The organism is Psychrobacter okhotskensis, assembly GCF_965638355.1.
In the GTDB taxonomy this organism is placed as follows: domain Bacteria; phylum Pseudomonadota; class Gammaproteobacteria; order Pseudomonadales; family Moraxellaceae; genus Psychrobacter; species Psychrobacter okhotskensis.
Genome location: NZ_OZ281822.1, coordinates 968,748 through 990,672, shown reverse-complemented (window position 1 = coordinate 990,672; position 21,925 = coordinate 968,748). Strand labels below are relative to the sequence as shown.

The window sequence follows — 21,925 nt, the reverse complement described above, 5'->3', positions numbered from 1 at the left end:
CCACATATCATAGGAAATGACTGCTTATTTTGTGCTCATTTACTCAATAAAACTGGCTAATATCATTCAAATAAAGCTATATTGGACTAAGTCACGACAGACAATAGCTCGCTATTAAAATAATAACTTAACATTGTTATAAAAAAGGCTTGCAAAGTCTGTAAAACTTGCTAAAATGCTCAACCTAAATAGGCGTATAGCTCAGTTGGTTAGAGCGCTACCTTGACATGGTAGAGGTCAGCAGTTCGAGTCTGCTTATGCCTACCAAATATTTAGAAAGCCCCAATCTCACGATTGGGGCTTTTTTTGTCTGTAATATATGGGCTGTAGGGGAAAATTCTTGCTTACATCGACTCGTAATCATGATTATTTAATCAGCTTTAAATCATTTGAAAAAGCGACGGTGACCAAATGGTGACCAAAACGTGACCGACCCGGGAGTTTCCCAAACTTTGTGTAACTGCTTATAATCCAATAACAGGAGAATAAGCAATGACTACTCAATCTGACATTAAAAAACTAGCCGAGCAAATGGCTGGTAGCATGAAAAGCTTTGATGACATCAAAGACTTCCAAAAGCAGCTCATGCAATCCTTTATTGATACTGCCTTAGAGGCTGAGATGGAAGACCATCTCGGCTACCCCAAGCATGAAAAGGCAGACAAGCCCAATAAGCGCAACGGGCACACTAAAAAGACCGTCCGCAGTGATAGCGGCGCGCTTGAGATCTCCACCCCAAGAGACCGTGATGGTGACTTTGAACCTGCGTTAGTGCGTAAGCATCAAACCCGTATCAGTGGCCTTGATGATAAAATAATCATGTTTTATGCCAAGGGTCAAACCACCACTGAAATTGTCGAAACCATCAAAGACATCTACGACGTTGATATATCAAGCTCTCTTGTCTCAAGAGTCACCGATAACATATTAGAGGACATCACCGCTTGGCAGAACAGGCCATTGAATAGTGTTTATCCTATCGTCTATTTGGACTGCATCGTCGTGAAGATACGTCAAGACAAGCAGATCATCAACAAGGCTATCTATCTGGCGCTAGGCGTGGGGCTTAACGGTAAAAAAGAGCTGCTTGGTATGTGGTTATCAGAGAATGAGGGCGCTAAGTTCTGGCTAGGGGTTCTCACTGAACTACAAAACCGCGGGGTGCAAGACATCTTAATCGCTTGTGTCGACGGCTTAAAGGGCTTCCCTGATGCCATCAATACGGTTTATCCCAACGCTCAGGTTCAGCTGTGTATCGTGCATATGGTGCGTTACTCCATGAAGTTTGTACCATGGACGGATAAAAAGGCCGTAGCGGCTGATTTAAAAGCCATCTACGGCGCTGATACGCTTGAGATGGCAGAGGCTAACCTTGAACACTTTGATGAGACTTGGGGCACAGAGTACCCGCACGTGGTCAAGTCTTGGCGCAATAACTGGGAGGGCTTAACGGTGTTCTTTAATTACCCTAAAGACATCAGAAAAGCCATCTATACCACCAATGCTATTGAGTCATTGAACAGTGTGATTCGGACGGCAGTGAATAAGCGTAAGGTGTTCCCCTCTGATCAGGCAGCATTTAAAGTGGTCTATTTAGCAACTCAGCAGGCATCCAAAAAGTGGTCTATGCCCATTCGTAACTGGACGTCTGCTTTAAATCGCTTTATGATAATGTTTGATGATCGTATTAGTAAGCATTTAATCTAAATGGCAGTTACACAGAATTTGGGATGGTCTCTTACTTATAGCACTATATTTTCTCAAAATTTGACGCTAATTGGATAGTAGTTCATAAGTATCTTCTAACCTCTATATAAGCATAATTTGTGCTAGCACATTAAATTGCAACACGGTACAAAAGTGCTCTAAAGCTCATACTTTTTATTATAAAACCAACTCATAACTCGTACTGCGCCCTGATGCTACAGATTTTTGCATCATATCCTTCTCTATTAAATCATTAATATCTCTTAGTGCCGTGTCTATAGAACACTTAGTCATGGTCGCCCATTTTTTAGTGGTGAGTTTGCCATAAAAATCAGTCAGCAAAATATTTAACATCTTCACTTGCCTATCATTTAAAGCATGCTGTCGATGCATCTGCCAAAAGCCTGCCTTATTGACAATTTTATCCGTGGTTTCTTGAGCTATAATGAGGGATTGCTCTAGCGTTTGCAAAAACCACACCAGCCAATCCGTGATATCTTTATCACCTTTTTGCGTACGTTCTAGTATTTTGTAATAGTCGTTGCGCTGTTTAAGAATTTGCGCTGACATACTATAAAAGCGTTGGGCACTGTTATCGCTTTTTGCCAGCATTCGTTCTGTGAGTGCTCGTGTTAGTCGTCCGTTTCCATCATCAAATGGATGCAGAGTCACAAACCATAAATGAGCAACACCTGCTTTTATGACCAAATCTATATCGTCTTGCTTATTTGACGAAGTATTAAACCATAATAAAAATTTGTCTAGCTCATCTGGCAACCTATCTGCACTGGGGGCAACAAAATGAACCTGCTCACGACCATACCCACCAGACACTACTTGCATTGGTCCTTTACTATCATCACGGATACTGCCTGTTTCAATGCGATAAAGCCCACTATATCCATCTGGAAATAATGCTCGATGCCATCCGAGTAGATCATCTAATAATAACGGCTGTTGATAATGATAGGTAGCACTTAGCATCATCTCTACCACTGCATCGATCTCACGAGTATTGGTTGGCATACTGGCATTATTCAGCCCTAAATGCCGCGCAACTGAAGAACGAACCTGCTCATCATTTAGTGTCTCACCTTCTATCTCAGAAGTTTTGATAATCTCTAAGGTCACCGCATCTAATTGTGCCTCAACATTCAGATCGAACCCTAGTGTTAGCAGCTTTCCTAGTAAATGGCCTTGTAATATCCGCACACGACTAACAAGTGGCAATAGCTTTTTGTCCGACCATTGCCATTCAGTCCAATTTGAGTGCTCATGAATATAAGTAGTATGCTTCATACGTTCCCCAGAGATATGCAGAGATTAGAACAGCAATCTCCTTATATTATGCAGAGAATAAGCAGTAGAAACAATACGTAGAAATTCAAAAACGACAATAGCAGACGTAATAAGAATAGATTCTCAACGAACAAACATAGTTTTTTTGTTCTGAGAAGGGCTTGAGTAGAGGTAAAAACACTATAAAAATACAGTGCCCAAATACGAGTTAGATTTTCTTGCATTATAACTTACATTGTGATTATTCAATTTTATAATATTTATAGGCTAATAATATCAACGTGTGTAAGATATTGTCAGGATATATACTTTGGTTGACCTACCTTGACATGGTAGAGGTTAGATATATTGGTTCAATATAAAGCATGTACATAGGTGCATTCGTTTATTTACCCTGTTTTGGATCTTGACACATGTAAATGATGAGATTAAGCCATTAAATAAAGTAGCCCAACTTGAATAAAAAGCCTCTGACAAACCTCACAGGGTTGAAGTGCTGCCTTTCATTCAAAATTTCAGGCAGCACCCTCATACATTTAAGCGTCGGTATGAGCTGGTAGTTTACTAGCCAAAACATCTACTTTTTCAATAGACGGTGGCTCTGAAAATAGCTCATCGGCCTGATCCATCAAAGCAGCTGCAACCTTGCCAGATAAATGTGCTTGGCGACCCGCCTCATCAGGAAATGCATCAAAAATACCAAATGTTGTAGGTCCAAGACGTAGGCCAAACCACGCAACTGTCGCAGGTTCTTCCATTACAATAGGTAAACCGCCTTTAAGGAAAGCTTCCACTTCATCTTCTTTACCCGGTTTAGCTTCAAGACGGACATATAAAGCTGTTTTAAGCATGACTAAAACTCCATAATTATTAGAATGAAAACTGATTCTGACATTTCTAATGTATGCATGTCAGACAGTTTTGTCGTATAAAAGTTAAAAAAAATTTCCCATAGCTGAGCCAAAATCTGGGTTTTTATTTTGACATAATGCTATGGTTGCAGAATTGCACCACATTCCACATTGTCTTCTAACGCTTTTTCAATCGCTTGCGTCTGACCTTTGATCTTTCTGACACGTAGAAGAATCTTTTTTTTGACTTCAACCTGATTAGGCATCAGACCTCCTTATTTCTAGCATTAATACTATAGTGCCCCTAGTAAAAAAAAAGCAATATTTTTTATAAACCTTAAAAATTTAGGTCGTGTTTCAAAAAGTATGCTGAGATTAAATGAAGTCACTATTGGCTCTGCAACTGGATGCCATAATTAACTTTCCGAATCTTTACAATAACTTATAAAATTAAACTTCTGACATACTCCCCCCCCACTTTCGACTAACTCTTTACGAAACATGTTTCTCAGGGATTTTAAAAGCAAAACCTCACGGATTTAGGCATGCTTTCTGCTTCACAGAGCGACCTTTACTGCATCTTTCCTCCACAGACAAAGTGGTATGTCCTACCGCTAGAATATTGCGAGAAGCATTAATATCCGTATTCTTGCTAAAGCCACACTCAATACTGAACTAACACATCTAATTCGATGCCTTATTTTGCAATTATTTCCCTCAACACCTATAGTGAAAAACTTACCAATACTTTGCTAACAGTCTTTAAATGCAGTGATAAAATTATCCCATTGATTACTTGAAATTCGGGTATAGTGAATAACTGTTTCAACTAACTACAAACCTGTTGCACTTGTGTTTTGAATCTACTTTCTATACTTGAAGTGTCAACAGACTCTATACAAAATCCGAGAAATATATCAGTGCAGAAGCCACATCTATCAACCTTCTATCCCCTGTCATACTGCTCACAGCGGCAGTGATTTCAGTCCCCTTAATCAAGCGCCTAGGATTAAGCTCGGTATTGGGATATTTAATCGCAGGATTAATTATTGGTCCATTTGGACTAGCGTTTTTCTACGATTCTGCGTCTATTCTGCATATTGCTGAGCTTGGTATTGTGATGTATCTGTTTGTGATTGGACTAGAAATGCGTCCATCGTATTTATGGAGTTTAAGAAAAGAAATTTTTGGATTAGGCACATTACAGATTAGTGCCTGTTCATTGGGGTTAATGGCGGTAGGCTTGGTCTATGGCTATTCTTGGCAAGTGAGTTTTGTATGTGCTGCAGGCTTTGTACTCACCTCGACTGCAATTGTGATGCAACTTTTGGGAGATCGTGGAGACATTGCTCAACCACGAGGACAAAAAATTGTCTCGATCCTGCTGTTTGAAGATTTATTGATTGTCCCTTTATTGGCAATTGTCGCTTTTATCGCACCGAATCATGTTGTTGAAAGTACTTCTGCGCGTTTGCAGAGCATTGGGATTGGTTTAATATCAATTGCAGGTTTAATCGCTGCAGGCTATTGGTTGCTTAACCCTTTATTTCGCTTATTAGCCGCAGCCAAAGCCCGTGAAGTCATGACTGCAGCAGCACTCTTAGTGGTACTCGGCGCAGCATTACTGATGCAAGTCAGTGGCTTATCGATGGCAATGGGGGCATTCCTTGCAGGGGTATTACTCTCCGAATCCACTTTTCGCCATGAGATTGAAGCAGATATTGAACCGTTTCGTGGCATATTGCTCGGATTATTTTTTCTAGCCGTCGGCATGTCATTAGACCTTGACGTCATAAAAAATAACTGGATGTTAATTTTAAGTGCTGTACTTGTGCTGATGTTTGTCAAAGCATCCATCATTTATCTGATTGCACGCCTGACCAAAAGTTCACACTCTGAAGCACTCGATCGCGCATTACTAATGGCTCAAGGGGGGGGGAGTTTGCTTTTGTACTCTTTGCTGCCGCCATGAGTGCTCAAATCATTAGTGCTGATGAAAGCTCAAACCTGACTGCGATTGTAGTCTTGTCGATGATTTTGACCCCCATCATAGGCATTCTGTTTAAACGTTTTACCCAAACTACAGAACAAACTTCTTTAGAAAATATCCGTATTGCTGAAGGACTTTCTGGAAAAGTCCTGATGATTGGTTTCGGTCGTTTTGGACAAGTCTCAAGTCAATTATTGCTTGCTCGAGGTATTGATGTGTCCATCATTGATAATGATATCGACATGATTCAAAACGCTGAAAGATTTGGATTTAAAATTTATTATGGCGATGGTTCTCGTTTAGATATTTTACATGCCTCTGGAGCAGATACGGCTGAAGCAATTGTTGTTTGCGTAGACCACAAAGAAACGACGAATAAAATTGTAGAGTTGGTGCAACATGAATTTCCTATGGCCAAGTTACTGGTTCGCTCTTATGACCGTGAGCATGCGCTGCATTTAGCAAAACAAAATGTGGATTACATGATACGCGAAACCTTCGAGTCGGCAATGCTATTTGGCGGTGCAATTTTAGAAGAACTGGGTGTTGACCAGAGTGATGTTGAAGACATTAGCCAAGAAATCCGAGAACTAGACAAAGAACGTTTTGGAACTGAAACTGCAGCAGATGATGTCTATGCTGGTATCGGCTTGCAATATACAGGACCGCGTCCGACTGCACCTTTAATTACACCAAAGCACACAGGGCAAATTCTGAATGAAGATGGCACTCAACAATAATTTCACGTATTAAACCCAAATAAAAAAGAGGTCTGTGTAGATCTCTTTTTCGGTAAGCATCTGCTGAACCCCACCTCTTTAGTGAGCGGATGATATTTATTATTCATTATTTAGGAATTATTAAATCCTATAAATATCATTTATTGGATTAATTTATTTTGGTACTGTGCATATCATCCCTCAGTTAAGAATAAGGAACAACTATGAATAAGATGATGAATGCGCTTATCCTAGAAAATTTTGGTGATCATGAATTTAAACGTGTAGAACTCCCTATACCTCAACCAGAGGCTGGGCAAGTTCTAGTACGTATTCATGCTAGTGGTGTAAACCCTATTGATTATAAAATTCGTCTTGGTGAAGCAACATATGCTATGCCAGAGCTTCCTGCCGTGTTGGGAACGGATATGGCTGGGGTTGTAACTGCTGTTGGTGAAGGTGTCACCCACTTCAACGTCGGAGATGAAGTTTACGGTCTGATTGGTGGCGTCCGTGGTCTTCAAGGATCTTTAGCAGAATATGTTGTAGCAGATGCTGATCTGATCGCATTAAAGCCACGGAATATCTCTATGCGCGAGGCAGCAGTACTACCATTGACGTTCCTCACCGCTTGGGAAGGTTTAGTGGATAATGCGAAGGTCCAACCAGGGCAAACTGTACTGGTTCAAGGTGGTGCTGGTGGCGTTGGTTATATGGTGGTTCAGCTTGCAAAAGCACTTGATGCAAATGTTTGGGCGACTGCTCGTACAGCTGATCAATCACTGATTTCAGAACTCGGTGCAACACCTCTCGATTACACAACAGCATCTTCCGATGACATTATTGCTGCAAGCCCTGAGGGTCAAGGTTTTAACATTGTTTACGACACTGTGGGTGGTCCAGTACTCGAAGCTTCACTTTCCATGACGACTCACTATGGCCACATCACCAGCTGTGCTGCATTTGGCAATCATAATTTAGCGAATTCATCTCTACGGTGTGCCACACTGTCTGGCGTATTCGTCCTAATGCCGACGTTAACAGGCAATCGCCGTTCTCATCATGGTGATGTCCTTAAGACCGCGACTCGTCTCGTTGAGGAAGGTAAACTGCGTGCTATTGTTGATCCTCGTCATTTTACTCTAGACCAAGCGATTGAGGCTCATGATGCTGTTCAAGATCGCTCTGCTAATATTAAGGTAGTTATCGATGTCATTTAACGCACTTCAGGCCAAGACTTGGCGCTTCAATTGTATTGGAGATACAGATGTTCTGACATTAGAAACACTTCCTGTTGCTTTACCAGCCGCAGGAGAAGTTCTAATACAGATGAAAACGATCGGACTCAACCGGGCCGATGTAATGTTTCGGCGTGGCACTTATATTCAAAAGGCAGTATTCCCTTCTCGTCTGGGATATGAGGGAGCAGGCATAGTTCTTGCGATAGGTGAAGGTGTACGCCAATTTTCTCCAGGAGATGCAGTATCGATTCTTCCGACTGACAATCTAGCCAAATATGGGACATATGCGGACAAGCTTCTGATTCCAGAAACTTTTTTAGTTCACAAACCCGATAATTTAAGCTGGGAAGAAGCTTCTTCAATCTGGATGCAGTATTTGACGGCTTGGGGTGGTGTAATCCATGCTGGTGGATTATCGAAAGGAAAAACGATCTTGATCACAGCAGCTTCAAGTAGCGTAGGACTAGCTGCGATACAGATAGCTGAAGCAGCGGGTGCTAAGGTCATTGCAAGTACACAGACGATAGAGAAAAAGCAACGTTTACTGGATCTTGGTGTTAAAGATGTTATAGCCAGTGAAGATGAACCAGATTTGTATGAGGCGCTTGTTTTACGTTTAGGTGGAGAACATCTTGATGTCGCCTTTGATGCTGTAGGAGGGCCACATATTGAACAGATTGCAAAAGCGATGTCTGTGGGAGGAACTATGGTTATGCATGGTGCGCTTAGCCCGGAGAATACACCATTTCCCCTTAAAATTGCATTACGCAAGAGCTTAACCATGCGAGGTTTTTTGTTCCTTGAGGTTCTCCATGACCCTGTTCTAAGGGAGCAAGCCAGACGATTTATTCTTAGCAGTATAGGTGCAGGATATCTTCGTCCAGTGATCGACTGTTGCTTTAACTTTGAGGACATGCATGACGCTCAGCGCTATCTTGAATCAAATCAGCAAATAGGAAAAATTGTAGTTACTCTAAATACATGATGGTCTTATCTAATTCAGGTTTCTATATGGCCCAGCACTTCCACTAAGTAATCAAACAATGCTCGGATTCGCAAAGGTGTCGGGCCCCGCTGTGGACGATATAAATACAGGCGCCAAACGGGAGAGGTTTCCTCATGAAGTATCTGAATGAGCTTACCACTCCTAAGCCACGGCAAAACTAGAAATCCAGGCATGTGTCCGAATCCAACTCCAGCGAGAATAGCTTGAAATTCAGCTTCTAGATCATCTGTAATAAAACGGGGCTTTGATGGCGTAAAGCTTCGACTTTCGGTGAATGTCCATGGCCAGTAACGCCCTGTTTTATGATCGACTAGTGCTGTTAGAGGGTATTTATCAAGGTCAATAATTTTTTTGGGCATTCCAACCTTATCAATTAACTCTGGCGTACCCACAGAATAAAATTTCACTTTAGCCAATTCCCTTGCCACATATCGATTGTCCGGCAAAAATCCAAATCTGATCCCGATATCTATCCGCTCATCGATCACATCCGAGTGTGAATCTGTTAGCACACAATCCACGACAATATCTGGATAACGTGTGGCAAATTCTGCTAGTGCAGGTACTACCACTTTACGCCCTAACACAGACGACACAGTAATACGGACAGTCCCACGCATTTCATCTCGTTTTTCCTTGGTGTCTTTTACAAGCAAAGCATCGATCGATTCCACCGCAAGACGTGCTTGCTTTGCCAGACGCTCACCATCAGCGGTAATTTTAATTTGTCGAGTACTCCTGTAAAACAAAATCTCTCCGCGCTGCTCTTCTAGCTCTTTTATTGCCCGTGTCACTACCTGTGGGGAAATACCCAGTTGAGTTGCTGCCTCTTTAAAATTTCGAGACTCTGCTGCGACACAAAAGATACGCATCATTTCCAATTTGTTCTGCATGTCCAATCCTGTGTTATAGTAATTATTCCGTAAATAGGAATTCTGAAAGATAATATTATTCATTTATTATACCTAGCAAGGCTGTAATACTTAACCCTCAAATATGATTGACAGATAGGTTGAAGGTTACTTGTATGAATAATATAGAAAATAAAGTTATTGTTATCACTGGTGCAAGTAGTGGTTTAGGTGAAGCTACTGCTCGCTTACTTGCTAAAAAAGGTGCAAAGGTTGTAATTGGTGCTAGACGTACTGAAAAATTAGAGGCTATTGTTCACGACATTCGTGCTGAAGGTGGTCAAGCTGAATTTATTGGTACGGATATAACCAAACCACATGAAGTGCAAGCACTTATTGAAAAGGCATTAAGCGCATTTGGTCAAATCGATGTATTGGTAAACAATGCTGGATTAATGTCTATTGCACCATTAAGTGAGCTAAAAGTTGATGAATGGGATCGTATGATCGACATTAATATTAAAGGTGTTCTTTATGGTATAGCAGCTACCCTACCTGTTTTCCAAAAACAAAACTTTGGACACTTTATTAATCTCTCATCTGTTGCAGGGGTAAAAGTATTTAGTCCAGGAGGTACTGTTTATAGCGGTACTAAGTTTGCTGTAAGAGCCATCTCTGAAGGCCTTCGTCATGAAGTTGGGGAAACAATTAGAACGACTACTATTGAGCCTGGTGCAATTGAGTCAGAACTAAAATTCGGTTCTTCTCATAAAGAAAGTTCAGAGTTTGTTACTGATTTCTACAAACAAGCCATACCAGCTGACTCAGTCGCTCGAGCAATTGCTTATGCAATTGAACAGCCTGCGGATGTAGATATTAATGAAATTGTTTTGCGCCCAACGAGCCAAGAGTTTTAATTATTGAATAACATAAAATGGGAGCACTTCGCTCCCATTTTTACTAGGGCGTGTTGAACATTCAAATGTGGCACTGGCGGCGGCTATTTTACAGGCAATACGCAGTGAAATTTTCGAAGCCTAGTCATTCTAGGATAGACAATTTCGCCATGTATTGGCAAAAAAGAGCCCCGCCCCAAAGGGCTGATGCTAAAATCACCCCAAACGGTGTTGTAAACCTAGCTAAGGCCTCGACATTATCGTCGGTTTACGCCTAGTTTGGTGCGATTTTATCTATCAGCAGTCCTAATATTTGAATGTTCAACACGCCCTATATTTTTTAAAGTTGAGGACAAATCTATGAAAGCCGTATCGTATGTTATAAATAACCATGATGATTTTAAAAATTCATTGGTAGATATTGAAAAAGCGAAGCCTACGCTTAAGGAGCGTGATGTACTGGTAAAAGTTCAGGCAATCTCTGTGAATCCAGTTGATACCAAAGTGAGAAAAAATTTGTCTGAAGCAAATAATCGTATTTTAGGTTGGGATGCCGTTGGGGAAATTATTGAAATTGGCTCAAAAGTTACCTCGTTTAAAGTAGGAGATTCTGTTTGGTATGCTGGCGATTTAACCCGAGATGGTAGTAATGCTGAGTATCAAGCAGTCGATGAACGAATTATCAGTCTTAAACCAATTACAGTATCTAATGCAGAAGCAGCAGCATTGCCATTAACTGCAATAACGGCATGGGAAATGCTGTTTGATCGGTTTCAAATTTCAGAAACAGAAGTTGGCAGTATTTTAATTATTGGTGGTGCAGGTGGTGTAGGATCAATCGCTATCCAACTCCTAAAAGCAAAAACAAATCTGACCGTTATAGCAACAGCGTCACGTGAAGAAACGAAATCTTGGGTGGAATCACTTGGTGCCGACCATGTTATTGATCATAGCAAAGATTTAAATGCACAAATCGAGACACTAGGCATTGCAAAACCAAAATACGTATTCTCTACAAATCATACAGACACCTATATCGAGCAGATAGTTTCTCTGATTGCACCACAAGGCAAGCTTGGATTGATCGATGATCCACAAACCTTTGATATTATGCCGTTTAAGACTAAATCTATTTCTATCCATTGGGAGTTGATGTTCACCCGTTCAATGTATGAAACCGATGATATTGAAAAGCAAGGTGATCTGTTGCAACAGGTTGCCCAATTAGTTGACCAGCAAAAAATTAGAAGTACCCTCAACCAAAATCTAGGCAAAATTAACGCTTCAAACTTGGAGAAGGCGCATAAGTTACTTGAATCAGGCAAGTCAAAAGGCAAAATTGTACTAGAAAACTTCTAAAACAAATTCAAGGTGAAATAATGACTATTTCAATAATTGCGAACTTTAAGGCAAAATCAGATCAAAAAGAGACGTTAGAAACGCTTTTAAAAAGTGTAATAGAGCCTACGCTTCAAGAAGAAGGGTGCTTGAAATATGAGCTTTATATTAGCGAAAATGACTCGAGTAGATATTTCTTCTTAGAAGAATGGCGTAGCAGGGAGGATTTAGATATCCATATGGCCACTGATTATATTCAAAGTTTATTTGGTAATATCCAATCACTCATTGAATCAAGTGATATTGTAGAAATCAAAAAAATATAGCTGTATTCGGACAGCGGTGAATAAGCGTAAAGTATTCCCCTCTGATCAAGCTGCATTTAAAGTGGTGTATTTAGCCACCCAGCAGGCATCTTCGAGGTGGTCGATGCCGAGTCAACACTGGACGTCTGCTTTGAGTCGCTTTATGATTATGTTTGTAGTGGCATAATTAAGTCGGACCATGTTTAAGAGGTTATACTACCCCGAAGAGAATAATTAGTATGACTACCAAACGCCAAAAATACACCCGAGAATTCAAGTTAGAAGCCATTAGCTTAGTCGTTGAGCACAAACGCAAAGTTGCTGAGGTTTCCCAGTCGCTAGGCATTGGTACTTCCACCTTAGACAATAGGTTGACGCGCTACCTAGCGTCTAAGTTTATGAAAGGCATGGGACTAATGAGCTGTCAGCTCAAGACGCATAAATACCAGCAAGCTGATCAAGAACACAAAGCCCATGACAATCTCTTAGATCGCAACTTTAGCCCAGAAGCGCCTAATCAAGTGTGGACAGGTGATGTAACCTATGTCCGTATCAAAGGTGGCTTTAGTTATCTAGCCGTTGTTTGAGATTTGTATGCCCAGCGTGTGGTCGGCTTTTCTATGCCAGACTCACCTGACAGTGCTCTGCCCGCTAAAGCGCTGCAGATAGCGTATCAAACCAGACTTAAACCTAGTGGCGTCCTGTTTCATTCCGATCAAGGTACCCATTACACCAGCAAGAAGTTTGCTGATTCAGTCGCTGGTTGTGACGGTATGATACAAAGTATGAGCCGTCGTGGTAATTGTTGGGACAATGCCCCAACTGAAAGGTTCCTCAGGAGTTTTAAAACGGAGTGGATGCCAAAGAGCGGTTACGAGGATATGGATGCAGCATCGGCCGCCATTATTGATTATATCTGGGGCTACTATCAAACCGTGAGACCGCACCGTTTCAATGATTATTTATCACCAGCAGAAAAAGAGAGACGTTACTTTAACCAAAATCTCTTATCAGCTGTCCTAAATTAGTTGACCACTAAACTTTTAGCCTGTCAACGATAAAATCTATCATCGCCAGTACTCGGTTTGGCGATGGGCGATGTCCGGGGTAGACCGCATAGAGATTGATCAGCTGATGTGTAAAAGAAGTAAGCACACACTCTAAACGTCCTGCTTTAAGGTCTTCCTCAATGTCGAATTCACCTTTTACAACCACACCTGCACCATTAATAGCCCATTGGCGTAGTACACCTCCATCATTGGCCAATCTGTTGCCGGATATTTTAACTGCAAATGATTTTCCTTGTTCGATAAAGTGCCATTCCGATTGCGAAGCGTTGGGACGAGCTAAAACCAGACAGTTATGCTGTAAGAGCTCTCTAGGATGCGTGGGCTTCCCGTTGTTTGCCCAATAAATCGGGGCTGCACATACGTAGCGCTTTTGACTCATTAATCGGCGTGCTTTGAACTCTGAATCGACCAGAGGTCCGGTTCGAATGGCGAAATCAAAGCGTTCACCGATCAGATCCACGACACCATCCGATAGATGAAGATCCACTTTTATTTGTGGGTGTAACTCTAGAAATTCATCAATGATCAATGGTAATCGAGTACGACCAAAATCATTGGTTGCTGTAAAACGAATGGTTCCTCGTAGTGGTCCATTTTGATTAACATGATCAAGCGCTTCTTTTATTTTTCCGAGTATGGAGCGGCAGTGATGCAGAAACTGCTCTCCCTCCGGTGTAAAGTACATGCGCCGAGTAGTACGCATAATCAGTGTTACGCCTACGTACTGCTCTAATTTTTGTAATGCTTGCGTGACTGCTGAGGGAGCGATGTTCCTTTGTCTGGCTACTCCAGCCATGGAGCCGATATCGTGAATATCCACATATATCTGCATTAAGTCAAGTCTGTCCATTATTCAATATTCCTGAATAAATTATTCTTTATATGGTTAATTATTAGTTGATTTAAATATTGTATCATAAAGACCAATTAACGATTTAGGCAGAATAAAATGACAACACCACTGATACAGAGCAATGATGGTCAAGGCTCACTGAAAGGCAGAAAAATTTTTATTGTTGGTGCAGGCTCAGGAATGGGGGCGTCGCTTGCAACGATGGCGGTCGCTCGTGGCGCCAAAGTGGCCTTAGCTGGGCGAAAGCAAGATAAGTTGGATAAGGTTGCAGCAGAACTGGGTGACAGTGTATTAGGTACTTATGCGCTAGATATTAGTGATGCGAAGCAAGTTGATGTAGCACTTGCAGAGCAGGCGCCATACGATCATATTGTATCGACCGCTGCTGATCTGGTGTTTAAGCCATTTTTAGAGTTGTCGGATATGGAGATTCAAAGTATGGTTGCCAGCAAGCTTTACGGTCCGATCAACTTAGCGCGTAGCGCTGATAAGCACCTGACAAATTCAGGCTCTGTGTTATTTTATTCAGGCCTTGCCGCTTATCGACAAGGAGTAGGCTCGTCTATTGTTGGTGTTGTAAACATCGCATTAGAAAGCCTTGTGGCTAATTTAGCCATTGAAATGAAACCAAAACGTTTTAATGTTATTTCTCCCGGAGTCGTCGATAGCGCAACTTGGGATATGCTCAATGATGAAGATAAAGCTGCTCTCTTTAATGATGTCGCTCAATCGCTTCCTGTTGGACGAGTTGGTCAAACGAAAGACCTCTCTCACGCAGCATTGGCTATTCTTGAAAATGGCTTTATTAATGGCACCGTGGTCAATGTTGACGGCGGTGGTCGTATCGCCTAACCTGTAAGACAATTAATTTTTGATACCAGCCACTGCTAGTGGCTGGTTTCTATCAAAAAAGTTGACGTTACCTAAGGAGATATAATGCAACCTCATATGCTTGTCGTAGGTGGTTCAGGTGTGACCGGAAACGGGGCTGTTGTCGCATTACAAGATGCTGAGTGGAAGGTAACAACTCTTTCAAGAGCGATTGAGCCTCCCCATGAGACAGCACATTTATCTGCTGATTTACTTAATAGAGCTTCACTACAGAAGCATTCAGACAGTCTGGCCCATGTGACTCATATTTTTTATGCAGCAATCAAACCCTCCGATGATGCAAAGACAGAAGCGGAAGAAAATAGCTTGATGTTTAAGAATATCATCGAAAGTGTGATAGCCGCTGGGGCGGATTTGAAGCGGGTGATATTCCTGCAAGGGGGCAAGGTTTATGGTGCTCATCTTGGTGTGTATAAAACGCCAGCTCGAGAGGATGATAGCCGTCATTATCCACCAAACCTATATTTTGAACACGAAGACTATGCTCGCACGTTAGAGAGTAAAGGTATCAGGTGGACCGCTTTGCGACCGGATATCATGATTGGTCATTCGCTTGGTTCTGCTATGAATATGGGGAACTTGATTGGTCTCTATGGTACGTTGTGTAAACACTTTGGCGTTGCTATGCAATTTCCGGGTTCTGCAGCGGCTTATAGTGTATTGATCAACTTTACGACTGCGAGTTTATTGGGTGAGGCGGTCGTGTGGGCGGCCGACAACGAAAAGGATGGTGCTTATAACGTTACCAACGGTGATGTATGTCGCTGGAAGTATCTCTGGCCAAAAGTGGCGGAATGGTTCGGACTGGATGTCGGCGAGCCACAGCCAATTAATCTTCAGCAACGTTTGAATCAGGCGTCAGATTCCGAATGGAAGAATATTGCAACTCGATATGACTTGCGAGAGCCTGATATTAATCGTATTGCTCAAGGCAGTTTTGGTGACTTCCTTTTTCATGTCGAAACCGATGGGATATTTGATGTGACGAAAGCTCGTCAGGCTGGATTCAATGAAATGAGTTTGCGTACAGATAATGAAATCATTGAGCATTTAGACAATATGGTAAAAGATGGATTAATTCCCAATCCCCAAACTATGTAATGATTGTTTTTCTCAAATTTTTTTGAAAGTCATCATTAGATTAAAAAAGTTGCTGGGTATCAAGAAGCTGGTGTCGTCACGGACGAGACGTTTAATAACAAGCTGAATGAGATTATCAGTACGCTTTAAGCTTTGATGTAACTGAAAGAGATGAATAAAAAAACACTCAACTTGGTTGGGTGTTTTTTGTTAAATAAATCTCTAGACAATAAGTAAAGGTTAGTACTCTGCTTCACTAACTATTGTGCTATCTTTAGAGTTGTTGCCAAATAACTAAAAGTAGTTTGTTAAAAGGAATTTGAAAGTGGCCGAAAACTCTAAAAAAGAGCAGAAACCACCCTCGATGTTAGAAATGAGTGAAATGCTTGATAGGGTTCGGAGTCAAATGTACCCGTTATCTTACTGTAGTGGTCAAATATTTTTAGACAGTACTTAAGAGGTTTTTGTTGAAATAAAGTCTCTCTTTCTCGCTCGGTGTTAAATACTCATTAAAGCTGTGTGGTCTTACACTTTGATAATAGCCCCAAATATAATCATTTACTGCCTGCTGAGCCTCATCAATATTGTCATAGCCGTTTTTTGGCATCCACTCTGTCTTAAAGCTTCTAAAGAACCTCTCTGTAGGTGCATTGTCCCAACAGTTGCCTCGTCGGCTCATACTATGCGACATACCATTGCACTTGGCTACGCATTTAGCATACTCTTCACTGGTATAATGACCACCTTGATCTGAATGAAACAGCACGCCTTTAGGCTCAAGTCTTATGTGATATGCCATTTTTAGTGCAGATGTGGTCAGCTGGGTATTCGGGCTATCTGACACCCACACTTCATGCTCTTCTTTTGGGCCCTTATTGTTAGGAATACGCACCTTAAACAGATTGGCCATAAAAGGAATGGTCGTCCCTTGTAACACCAACGATAAGACCACCACCCCAAAAGCGATATCAAACAGCATAAAGGCATTGTCCACCCCTGCAATCACTGGCAACATGGCAAGGGTAATGGGCACCGCACCACGTAAGCCGACCCAAGAGATAAAGCCGATCTCTCTATTTTTAAATTTAAACGGTAAAACACTGGTATAGACTGCAATAGGACGAGCCACTAAAATCATAAAGGCAGCAATGGCCACTGAATAAGGCCAAACTTCAAGAACGTTCGATGGCGTGACCAATAGGCCCAATACCACAAATAACACCGCTTGCGACAACCACGCAAAGCTGTCCATCACGCGCATGACATGCTCAGTTGAGCGTACCTTATGGTTGCCAATCATAATACCAGCGATAAAGACCGCGAGAAACCCACTACCGCCCAGTAAGTTAGTGGCAGAAAACACTGCTAAACCCGCCGACATTATTAAAATGGCATACATACCTTCTGCCAAGTGTATTTTGGGTAATAATCGAGATAGGAAATAGCCAAAGAACAAGCCCATTCCTAAACCAAAACTAAGCTGTTGTAATAGTAGGCCTAAGAAGCCTAGCGCTGTCTGTCCGGCAGGATCAACATTTAAAGCAATCAATCCTGTGACTAATAAAATCGCTAACGGGTCGTTGGCGCCCGACTCTAATTCAAGCGTGGCTTGGACACGATCATTTAATTTAACACCGCCATTACGCAGCAGTGAAAACACCGCTGCCGCATCAGTAGAACCAACGATTGCCGCTAGCAATAGCCCAAAGCGCCAATCGACATCCAGCAGCCATGTGACGAATACACCCAGTATCATGACTGTCGCAAGTACGCCCCAAGTAGCCAGTGTGATGGCTGGTTTTAAGCCAACTCGGAATGATTTAACAGAGGTGCGCAACCCGCCATCTAACAAAATACAGGCTAAGGCTGCTTGCCCGACAAAATTGGCTATTGCATATTGAGAAAACTCAATACCCAAGATACCTTCTTCACCAGCGAGCATCCCGACGACTAAAAACAATAGCAAAAGTGGAACACCCAAACGTGCTGATAAAGTGCTCGCCATAATACTGGCAAAAATTAACACTGCTCCTACGAGATACACGATATTTAAGGTATCCATCTTTTATTAAGCCCTATTTTATAATACTAAGCTGAACTAACCAGAACGGGAGTAACATTTACCCATTGCTTTCAACGGTTAATTATTGTTTTAACATGCTCCTTAAGAATAACTGAGCTATGCTTGTATGTTAGTAAATATCTTATTCTATTATTGCTAAACGAGTCATATTATGAAAAAAGAGACACTTACAGGACTATCTATTATTACATTTGCAGCATTTTATATTTGGATTCAAAATGGCAGTAACCCATTTGATGAAAAAAGAAATACTGAACTCGAACAAGCTCAAAAAACATCAAAGATTGCATTGCTAACGAAGTGCCAGAAAGCAGTACAGCCCATGCTTAAAGGCTTTAAGTCTATGGACATTAAACGAAAAAACACAGACTACAGACGATTAAATAATGGTAACTTTGAAGTCATAACACATTACTACGCTGAAGATAGTTTGGATGCGGCTCCGCTCATTATCGTCGACTGCTTATTCGATAAAGATGGCAGTTTATTAGAAACAGCGCAGGTTAAATAACTTCCAGTATAGCTATGGAGCTGTAGTAGATAAGACTTTAAATAACACACCTTTTTCTCAAACTTTTAAGCTGCTCATGCTGCTGGCCATTTGCTCAGCCAGTTTTTTAATGTCAGATTGAGTAGTCATTGCTTATTCTCCTGCTATTGGATTATAAGCAGTTACACAGTTTTTAGGAAAAGCTTCTCAATCTGGCATTAAATTACTGATTCATTTCGGGTATACCCGAGTGGAAACAGCTATATCACCCTTTAAGCCCATTGATAGACCGTTTAAAATAGACTAATGCAGTAAAACCACTTCAAGCGTACTATTATTACGCCTATAATCTATTGTAAGTATGCCTATGATAAACCGATTTCACTGGTTCGGTACCCTAGTGAGGACTTGAATGGAGTCGTGGATTAGAGAGGTTTAACACGGGGTGTTGAGTTTGGTAAATGCGTAGTACTCGTAGATGACGCTCTTGATAATCGGCGTATCAAGAGGCATTAAACGTAAAGTTGAAACCGACTGTCAGTATCTGGTAGTAAGGTCTAAGTAGTACCTTGTGAGCTGTGACGTGTTCGGGGCATAAGTAGTAAAAAAAGCGTCTACCCGCAACGCATGACAAACACTACAGTATGTTTTCAACCCCCTGTTGTGTAGGTAAGGGGTCTGACACTCGCCCAATCGGTTCCAATAGGTGGTTCTATTCATTTATGACTATAAGAATAGAAAATTATAAATTTAGTAGTCTACAAATCTTATTCAACAAGGTTAATTTGCCAGTTATTTGCTTGAATGACAATATTAATTTTGCGTAGTTTCATCGCCAGGTCATCGGCTTGCTTTTGTAACCCAGCTACTGAGACCATAATATTCCATTTAATTTCACGATGACTATAACGATCTGCCTCAGTGTCGGTCGCTTCAATTGCTTCAATTAATAGTTTGTGGCGCATCTCCAACGCCTCGCGTTCAACCAATAGCGTCAGCATTGATTGATCTTTATCCGTCTTAGCAACTGCATTGGTACGGTGAATACGTTCAATCAAAGTAGATAGCTCAGTAATGACTTGACTAGCCTCAATCATTAGATGACTTGGATCTTCATTTGGCGTATCGCCTTCTTGAACTTTAGCATTACTACGAATACGTCCTTTAATTTGAGCAAGTTTTTTTTGCATATCGCTACGAATAAGTAGGGCTTCTGCGAGTTTCATTTTTAGCTCCTTTTAACACCTTATTAGTATACTGCGTTTATTATAGATGTGTTTGTCCGTAGTATTGTTGGCTGGAAGGTGTCTAATCGTATGAACATCGATATGATGATGGCAGCGTTAAATCAAGCCATTGCAGACAGAAACAACCCAAAAGACGTTATTCATCGTAGTGATAGAGGCGTTCAGTATTTATCTATTCGTTATACTGATCAGATGGCTGATTCTGGCGTTATTACCTTTGTTGGAACGCGGGTAATTCATATGATAATGCATAGTACGATTGGTTATGTATCACCTTTTGAGTTTGAAAAGCAATATTATGATAGTCTTAATGAGTCAGGCAAAGTTGCCTGACTCAAATAAAACGCTCTCCGATATAGTCGGGGCGGTTCAGATAGCCAACTGGTTTAATATTATTCCGGTATATATGGGGTTAAAAAACGCACTAAGGCAGTGATTATTAAGAGTATTAGAAGAAGGAGTTGATATTTTATAAATCGTTCTGGGATAAATAAACACAGCACAGATACTATAAAAATTCCTATAATTTCAATCAAATTAGATAGACTTTGAGAGCCAAATCCTAGCCCAGTTAATACGACCCACAAAAATGATGGTAAGAATACTAGGCTAAATTTTTTCAATGGTTTATTCATAGGTTAGGCTTATCTGCTATGTGGGCGCAATTTCTATTGCACCGGCAACGGCACAACCCTGATATACTTTGCCTGCGTAAGTTAATATTGCAGTAAATTCATTTTGATAGCCATTGTCATCGATACAAAGGTTATTTTTTATATTCACAACAATAGGCTGTCCATTGACAGTACTCGCGTATTCGACACCTTCAGTATTGACAGAACCAGAACCCACCACGGTAACTGTTGCTGTCGTTGGCTTTAAGAAATTCGCCTCTATACTTAGCTCATTTCCTTCAATCACTATTCGCCAAATTTTCCCTTTGTTTCCAAAAGCAGTAAATGCCCCTGACGCTACCGGCGCTTCTATTGTAGGCTGCTTACTCAGATCCGTGGTGTCGGCACGATGGTTACTACAAGCCACTAGAGCTAAGCTGCCCGTTAAGCACATTGTCGTTAGAAGCAAAGAACGCATAATTTTTCCTTTAATATAATAAGAGAACACTACTATTTAGCAGTGTTCTCTTTGTTTACGTGATGAAATTCAGGTTTTTACTACCATAGGTAGGTTTGCGGTAGAACTAGAAGCTAGGGCATTAATTAATACTATCCATTACGGGCAGCCTTATTCAGTAACTTACCAACGCACTCTCTATATTAGTAATACTAATATAACATATCTATAAAATTTAATAGCGTGAAGTAAGTTAAAATCGGTATTTTTTACTGCTCGGGGATTTAAAATATGAAAAACTTAACGGCTGCTATTCTAATTGCGCTTCCTGTTCTAATGGTAAGTCCTACAGTAATGGCCGCATCTTCAGATGCAGTGGCTAAAACTGTTGATGTTCAATTTAAAAAAGGCGCTAGTTCAGCTAACTATTATGGGAAATTAAAGGGTAGTAAGTACGATTCCTATACATTTTATGCCAAAAAGAACCAAAAGCTTTCTGTTAAAACAACGGCAGGGAATGTGGATTCTTATTTATTTAATAAGAATTTATCAGATTCTGTCAATGTAGGAGAATATTCCTCTGAACTAGATAACCAAGGTTATTACAAGCTTCCATATTCAGGTAAATATGAATTGCGTATTCTTCAGCCACGTTCTCAAGCTTCTAAAGGAAAAACACCTCCATATTGGCTAGAACTATCTATTCTATAGGTATATAAGCTTAATAATGGAGAGCATCCTAAATTTTGTGTAAGTATTTAATCTAAACGTCAGTTACACAGAATCTGGGATGGTCTCAATTATGGATGATAAAAAATTTCTCTTACAATCATTATGGATAATCGGTCTAATTCTGTTATTAGCAATCCTTCTTTCGATTAGGTTTGCCAAAATGTTGTAATGCTTATAATTGCTGTATTTTTTTGATAAGTATTGA

Annotated in this window: 19 protein-coding genes, 1 tRNA gene and 5 pseudogenes; 16 read left to right on the top strand and 9 right to left on the bottom strand. The window is 40.9% G+C overall.

Annotated elements, in window-relative coordinates; translation table 11 throughout:
- Positions 1-190: 190 nt before the first annotated feature.
- Both ACSUPM_RS04285 and ACSUPM_RS04280 read left to right on the top strand, forming a co-directional pair.
- Positions 191-267: transfer RNA gene (locus tag ACSUPM_RS04285), tRNA-Val, on the top strand.
- 225 nt (positions 268-492) lie between these two features.
- Entirely contained in the window at positions 493-1,707 is a 1,215-nt protein-coding gene (locus tag ACSUPM_RS04280) for an IS256 family transposase (protein WP_436880238.1), read from the top strand.
- Positions 1,708-1,884: 177 nt separating this feature from the next.
- Here the strand turns inward: ACSUPM_RS04280 and ACSUPM_RS04275 are convergent, their stop codons facing one another.
- The 4 genes and pseudogenes from ACSUPM_RS04275 to ACSUPM_RS04260 all read right to left on the bottom strand — a co-directional run.
- Positions 1,885-3,006: a Fic family protein gene (locus ACSUPM_RS04275; protein WP_436880237.1), complete on the bottom strand. Its 1,122-nt coding sequence runs from the start codon at positions 3,004-3,006 to the stop codon at positions 1,885-1,887.
- 536 nt (positions 3,007-3,542) lie between these two features.
- Positions 3,543-3,857, bottom strand: coding sequence for a putative quinol monooxygenase (locus ACSUPM_RS04270; protein ID WP_173240488.1), 315 nt, complete (start codon positions 3,855-3,857; stop codon positions 3,543-3,545).
- Positions 3,858-4,003: 146 nt separating this feature from the next.
- Positions 4,004-4,123: pseudogene (locus ACSUPM_RS04265) on the bottom strand (metal-sensing transcriptional repressor); the annotation flags it as partial.
- Between the two features lie 417 nt (positions 4,124-4,540).
- Positions 4,541-4,675, bottom strand: a pseudogene (locus tag ACSUPM_RS04260) (IS1 family transposase); the annotation flags it as partial.
- Between the two features lie 98 nt (positions 4,676-4,773).
- Here ACSUPM_RS04260 and ACSUPM_RS04255 point away from each other — a divergent pair.
- The 3 genes and pseudogenes from ACSUPM_RS04255 (at position 4,774) to ACSUPM_RS04245 (ending at position 8,792) form a co-directional block, all read left to right on the top strand.
- Positions 4,774-6,587 (top strand): annotated as a pseudogene (locus tag ACSUPM_RS04255) (monovalent cation:proton antiporter-2 (CPA2) family protein).
- Positions 6,588-6,790: 203 nt separating this feature from the next.
- Positions 6,791-7,786 (top strand): zinc-dependent alcohol dehydrogenase family protein, encoded by a 996-nt coding sequence (locus ACSUPM_RS04250; protein ID WP_201584252.1) that lies wholly within the window; start codon positions 6,791-6,793, stop codon positions 7,784-7,786.
- A complete protein-coding gene (locus tag ACSUPM_RS04245) occupies positions 7,776-8,792 on the top strand; it encodes a zinc-dependent alcohol dehydrogenase family protein (protein ID WP_436880236.1) in 1,017 nt (338 codons plus the stop codon). Before ACSUPM_RS04250 ends, ACSUPM_RS04245 begins: the two co-directional genes overlap by 11 nt.
- Before the next feature lie 14 nt (positions 8,793-8,806).
- Here the strand turns inward: ACSUPM_RS04245 and ACSUPM_RS04240 are convergent, their stop codons facing one another.
- Positions 8,807-9,706: a LysR family transcriptional regulator gene (locus ACSUPM_RS04240; protein WP_058024914.1), complete on the bottom strand. Its 900-nt coding sequence runs from the start codon at positions 9,704-9,706 to the stop codon at positions 8,807-8,809.
- A 134-nt stretch (positions 9,707-9,840) separates the two neighbouring features.
- Here ACSUPM_RS04240 and ACSUPM_RS04235 point away from each other — a divergent pair, with 134 nt between their 5' ends.
- The 6 genes and pseudogenes from ACSUPM_RS04235 to ACSUPM_RS04210 all read left to right on the top strand — a co-directional run bounded on the left by ACSUPM_RS04235 (position 9,841) and on the right by ACSUPM_RS04210 (position 13,231).
- Complete coding sequence (locus ACSUPM_RS04235) at positions 9,841-10,581, top strand: SDR family oxidoreductase (protein WP_436880235.1); 741 nt, start codon at positions 9,841-9,843, stop codon at positions 10,579-10,581.
- 339 nt (positions 10,582-10,920) lie between these two features.
- Positions 10,921-11,919, top strand: coding sequence for a zinc-binding alcohol dehydrogenase family protein (locus ACSUPM_RS04230; RefSeq protein ID WP_201567802.1), 999 nt, complete (start codon positions 10,921-10,923; stop codon positions 11,917-11,919).
- Between the two features lie 20 nt (positions 11,920-11,939).
- A complete protein-coding gene (locus ACSUPM_RS04225; protein ID WP_201578418.1) occupies positions 11,940-12,224 on the top strand; it encodes a putative quinol monooxygenase in 285 nt (94 codons plus the stop codon).
- Positions 12,223-12,390: pseudogene (locus ACSUPM_RS04220) on the top strand (IS256 family transposase); the annotation flags it as partial. The gene ACSUPM_RS04225 and the pseudogene ACSUPM_RS04220, both read left to right, overlap by 2 nt.
- A 52-nt stretch (positions 12,391-12,442) precedes the next feature.
- Complete coding sequence (locus ACSUPM_RS04215) at positions 12,443-12,790, top strand: transposase (protein ID WP_198015425.1); 348 nt, start codon at positions 12,443-12,445, stop codon at positions 12,788-12,790.
- 33 nt (positions 12,791-12,823) lie between these two features.
- On the top strand, positions 12,824-13,231 hold the full coding sequence (locus ACSUPM_RS04210) for an integrase core domain-containing protein (RefSeq protein WP_156915653.1): 408 nt from the start codon (positions 12,824-12,826) through the stop codon (positions 13,229-13,231).
- Positions 13,232-13,238: 7 nt separating this feature from the next.
- Here ACSUPM_RS04210 and ACSUPM_RS04205 read toward each other — a convergent pair whose 3' ends face one another.
- Positions 13,239-14,123: a LysR family transcriptional regulator gene (locus tag ACSUPM_RS04205; protein WP_025651575.1), complete on the bottom strand. Its 885-nt coding sequence runs from the start codon at positions 14,121-14,123 to the stop codon at positions 13,239-13,241.
- Positions 14,124-14,222: 99 nt separating this feature from the next.
- Here ACSUPM_RS04205 and ACSUPM_RS04200 point away from each other — a divergent pair, with 99 nt between their 5' ends.
- Positions 14,223-14,978 (top strand): SDR family oxidoreductase, encoded by a 756-nt coding sequence (locus tag ACSUPM_RS04200; RefSeq protein WP_025651574.1) that lies wholly within the window; start codon positions 14,223-14,225, stop codon positions 14,976-14,978.
- 84 nt (positions 14,979-15,062) lie between these two features.
- Positions 15,063-16,118, top strand: coding sequence for an SDR family oxidoreductase (locus tag ACSUPM_RS04195; protein WP_227502384.1), 1,056 nt, complete (start codon positions 15,063-15,065; stop codon positions 16,116-16,118).
- A gap of 421 nt (positions 16,119-16,539) precedes the next feature.
- Here the strand turns inward: ACSUPM_RS04195 and ACSUPM_RS04190 are convergent, their stop codons facing one another.
- A complete protein-coding gene (locus ACSUPM_RS04190; RefSeq protein ID WP_025651572.1) occupies positions 16,540-18,159 on the bottom strand; it encodes a potassium/proton antiporter in 1,620 nt (539 codons plus the stop codon).
- Between the two features lie 172 nt (positions 18,160-18,331).
- On the opposite strand from ACSUPM_RS04190, the gene ACSUPM_RS04185 reads away from it, so the two are divergent.
- On the top strand, positions 18,332-18,691 hold the full coding sequence (locus ACSUPM_RS04185) for a hypothetical protein (RefSeq protein WP_025651571.1): 360 nt from the start codon (positions 18,332-18,334) through the stop codon (positions 18,689-18,691).
- A gap of 746 nt (positions 18,692-19,437) precedes the next feature.
- Here the strand turns inward: ACSUPM_RS04185 and ACSUPM_RS04180 are convergent.
- On the bottom strand, positions 19,438-19,896 hold the full coding sequence (locus tag ACSUPM_RS04180) for a DIP1984 family protein (RefSeq protein ID WP_025651570.1): 459 nt from the start codon (positions 19,894-19,896) through the stop codon (positions 19,438-19,440).
- Between the two features lie 27 nt (positions 19,897-19,923).
- Between ACSUPM_RS04180 and ACSUPM_RS04175 the strand changes: the two are divergent.
- Positions 19,924-20,107: pseudogene (locus tag ACSUPM_RS04175) on the top strand (DDE-type integrase/transposase/recombinase); the annotation flags it as partial.
- A gap of 461 nt (positions 20,108-20,568) precedes the next feature.
- Here ACSUPM_RS04175 and ACSUPM_RS04170 read toward each other — a convergent pair.
- Positions 20,569-21,009 carry a hypothetical protein gene (locus ACSUPM_RS04170; RefSeq protein ID WP_179798966.1) on the bottom strand — a complete coding sequence of 147 codons (441 nt, stop codon included), beginning with the start codon at positions 21,007-21,009 and terminating at the stop codon, positions 20,569-20,571.
- Positions 21,010-21,279: 270 nt separating this feature from the next.
- On the opposite strand from ACSUPM_RS04170, the gene ACSUPM_RS04165 reads away from it, so the two are divergent.
- A complete protein-coding gene (locus tag ACSUPM_RS04165) occupies positions 21,280-21,699 on the top strand; it encodes a hypothetical protein (protein ID WP_025651567.1) in 420 nt (139 codons plus the stop codon).
- The last annotated feature ends 226 nt before the right edge of the window (positions 21,700-21,925 follow it).

Coding starts and splice junctions, on each gene's coding strand:
- ACSUPM_RS04280 (WP_436880238.1), top strand. CDS start 493: ATGACTACTCAATCTGACATTAAAAAACTAGCCGAGCAAATGGCTGGT.
- ACSUPM_RS04275 (WP_436880237.1), bottom strand. CDS start 3,006: ATGAAGCATACTACTTATATTCATGAGCACTCAAATTGGACTGAATGG.
- ACSUPM_RS04270 (WP_173240488.1), bottom strand. CDS start 3,857: ATGCTTAAAACAGCTTTATATGTCCGTCTTGAAGCTAAACCGGGTAAA.
- ACSUPM_RS04250 (WP_201584252.1), top strand. CDS start 6,791: ATGAATAAGATGATGAATGCGCTTATCCTAGAAAATTTTGGTGATCAT.
- ACSUPM_RS04245 (WP_436880236.1), top strand. CDS start 7,776: ATGTCATTTAACGCACTTCAGGCCAAGACTTGGCGCTTCAATTGTATT.
- ACSUPM_RS04240 (WP_058024914.1), bottom strand. CDS start 9,706: ATGCAGAACAAATTGGAAATGATGCGTATCTTTTGTGTCGCAGCAGAG.
- ACSUPM_RS04235 (WP_436880235.1), top strand. CDS start 9,841: ATGAATAATATAGAAAATAAAGTTATTGTTATCACTGGTGCAAGTAGT.
- ACSUPM_RS04230 (WP_201567802.1), top strand. CDS start 10,921: ATGAAAGCCGTATCGTATGTTATAAATAACCATGATGATTTTAAAAAT.
- ACSUPM_RS04225 (WP_201578418.1), top strand. CDS start 11,940: ATGACTATTTCAATAATTGCGAACTTTAAGGCAAAATCAGATCAAAAA.
- ACSUPM_RS04215 (WP_198015425.1), top strand. CDS start 12,443: ATGACTACCAAACGCCAAAAATACACCCGAGAATTCAAGTTAGAAGCC.
- ACSUPM_RS04210 (WP_156915653.1), top strand. CDS start 12,824: ATGCCAGACTCACCTGACAGTGCTCTGCCCGCTAAAGCGCTGCAGATA.
- ACSUPM_RS04205 (WP_025651575.1), bottom strand. CDS start 14,123: ATGGACAGACTTGACTTAATGCAGATATATGTGGATATTCACGATATC.
- ACSUPM_RS04200 (WP_025651574.1), top strand. CDS start 14,223: ATGACAACACCACTGATACAGAGCAATGATGGTCAAGGCTCACTGAAA.
- ACSUPM_RS04195 (WP_227502384.1), top strand. CDS start 15,063: ATGCAACCTCATATGCTTGTCGTAGGTGGTTCAGGTGTGACCGGAAAC.
- ACSUPM_RS04190 (WP_025651572.1), bottom strand. CDS start 18,159: ATGGATACCTTAAATATCGTGTATCTCGTAGGAGCAGTGTTAATTTTT.
- ACSUPM_RS04185 (WP_025651571.1), top strand. CDS start 18,332: ATGAAAAAAGAGACACTTACAGGACTATCTATTATTACATTTGCAGCA.
- ACSUPM_RS04180 (WP_025651570.1), bottom strand. CDS start 19,896: ATGAAACTCGCAGAAGCCCTACTTATTCGTAGCGATATGCAAAAAAAA.
- ACSUPM_RS04170 (WP_179798966.1), bottom strand. CDS start 21,009: ATGCGTTCTTTGCTTCTAACGACAATGTGCTTAACGGGCAGCTTAGCT.
- ACSUPM_RS04165 (WP_025651567.1), top strand. CDS start 21,280: ATGAAAAACTTAACGGCTGCTATTCTAATTGCGCTTCCTGTTCTAATG.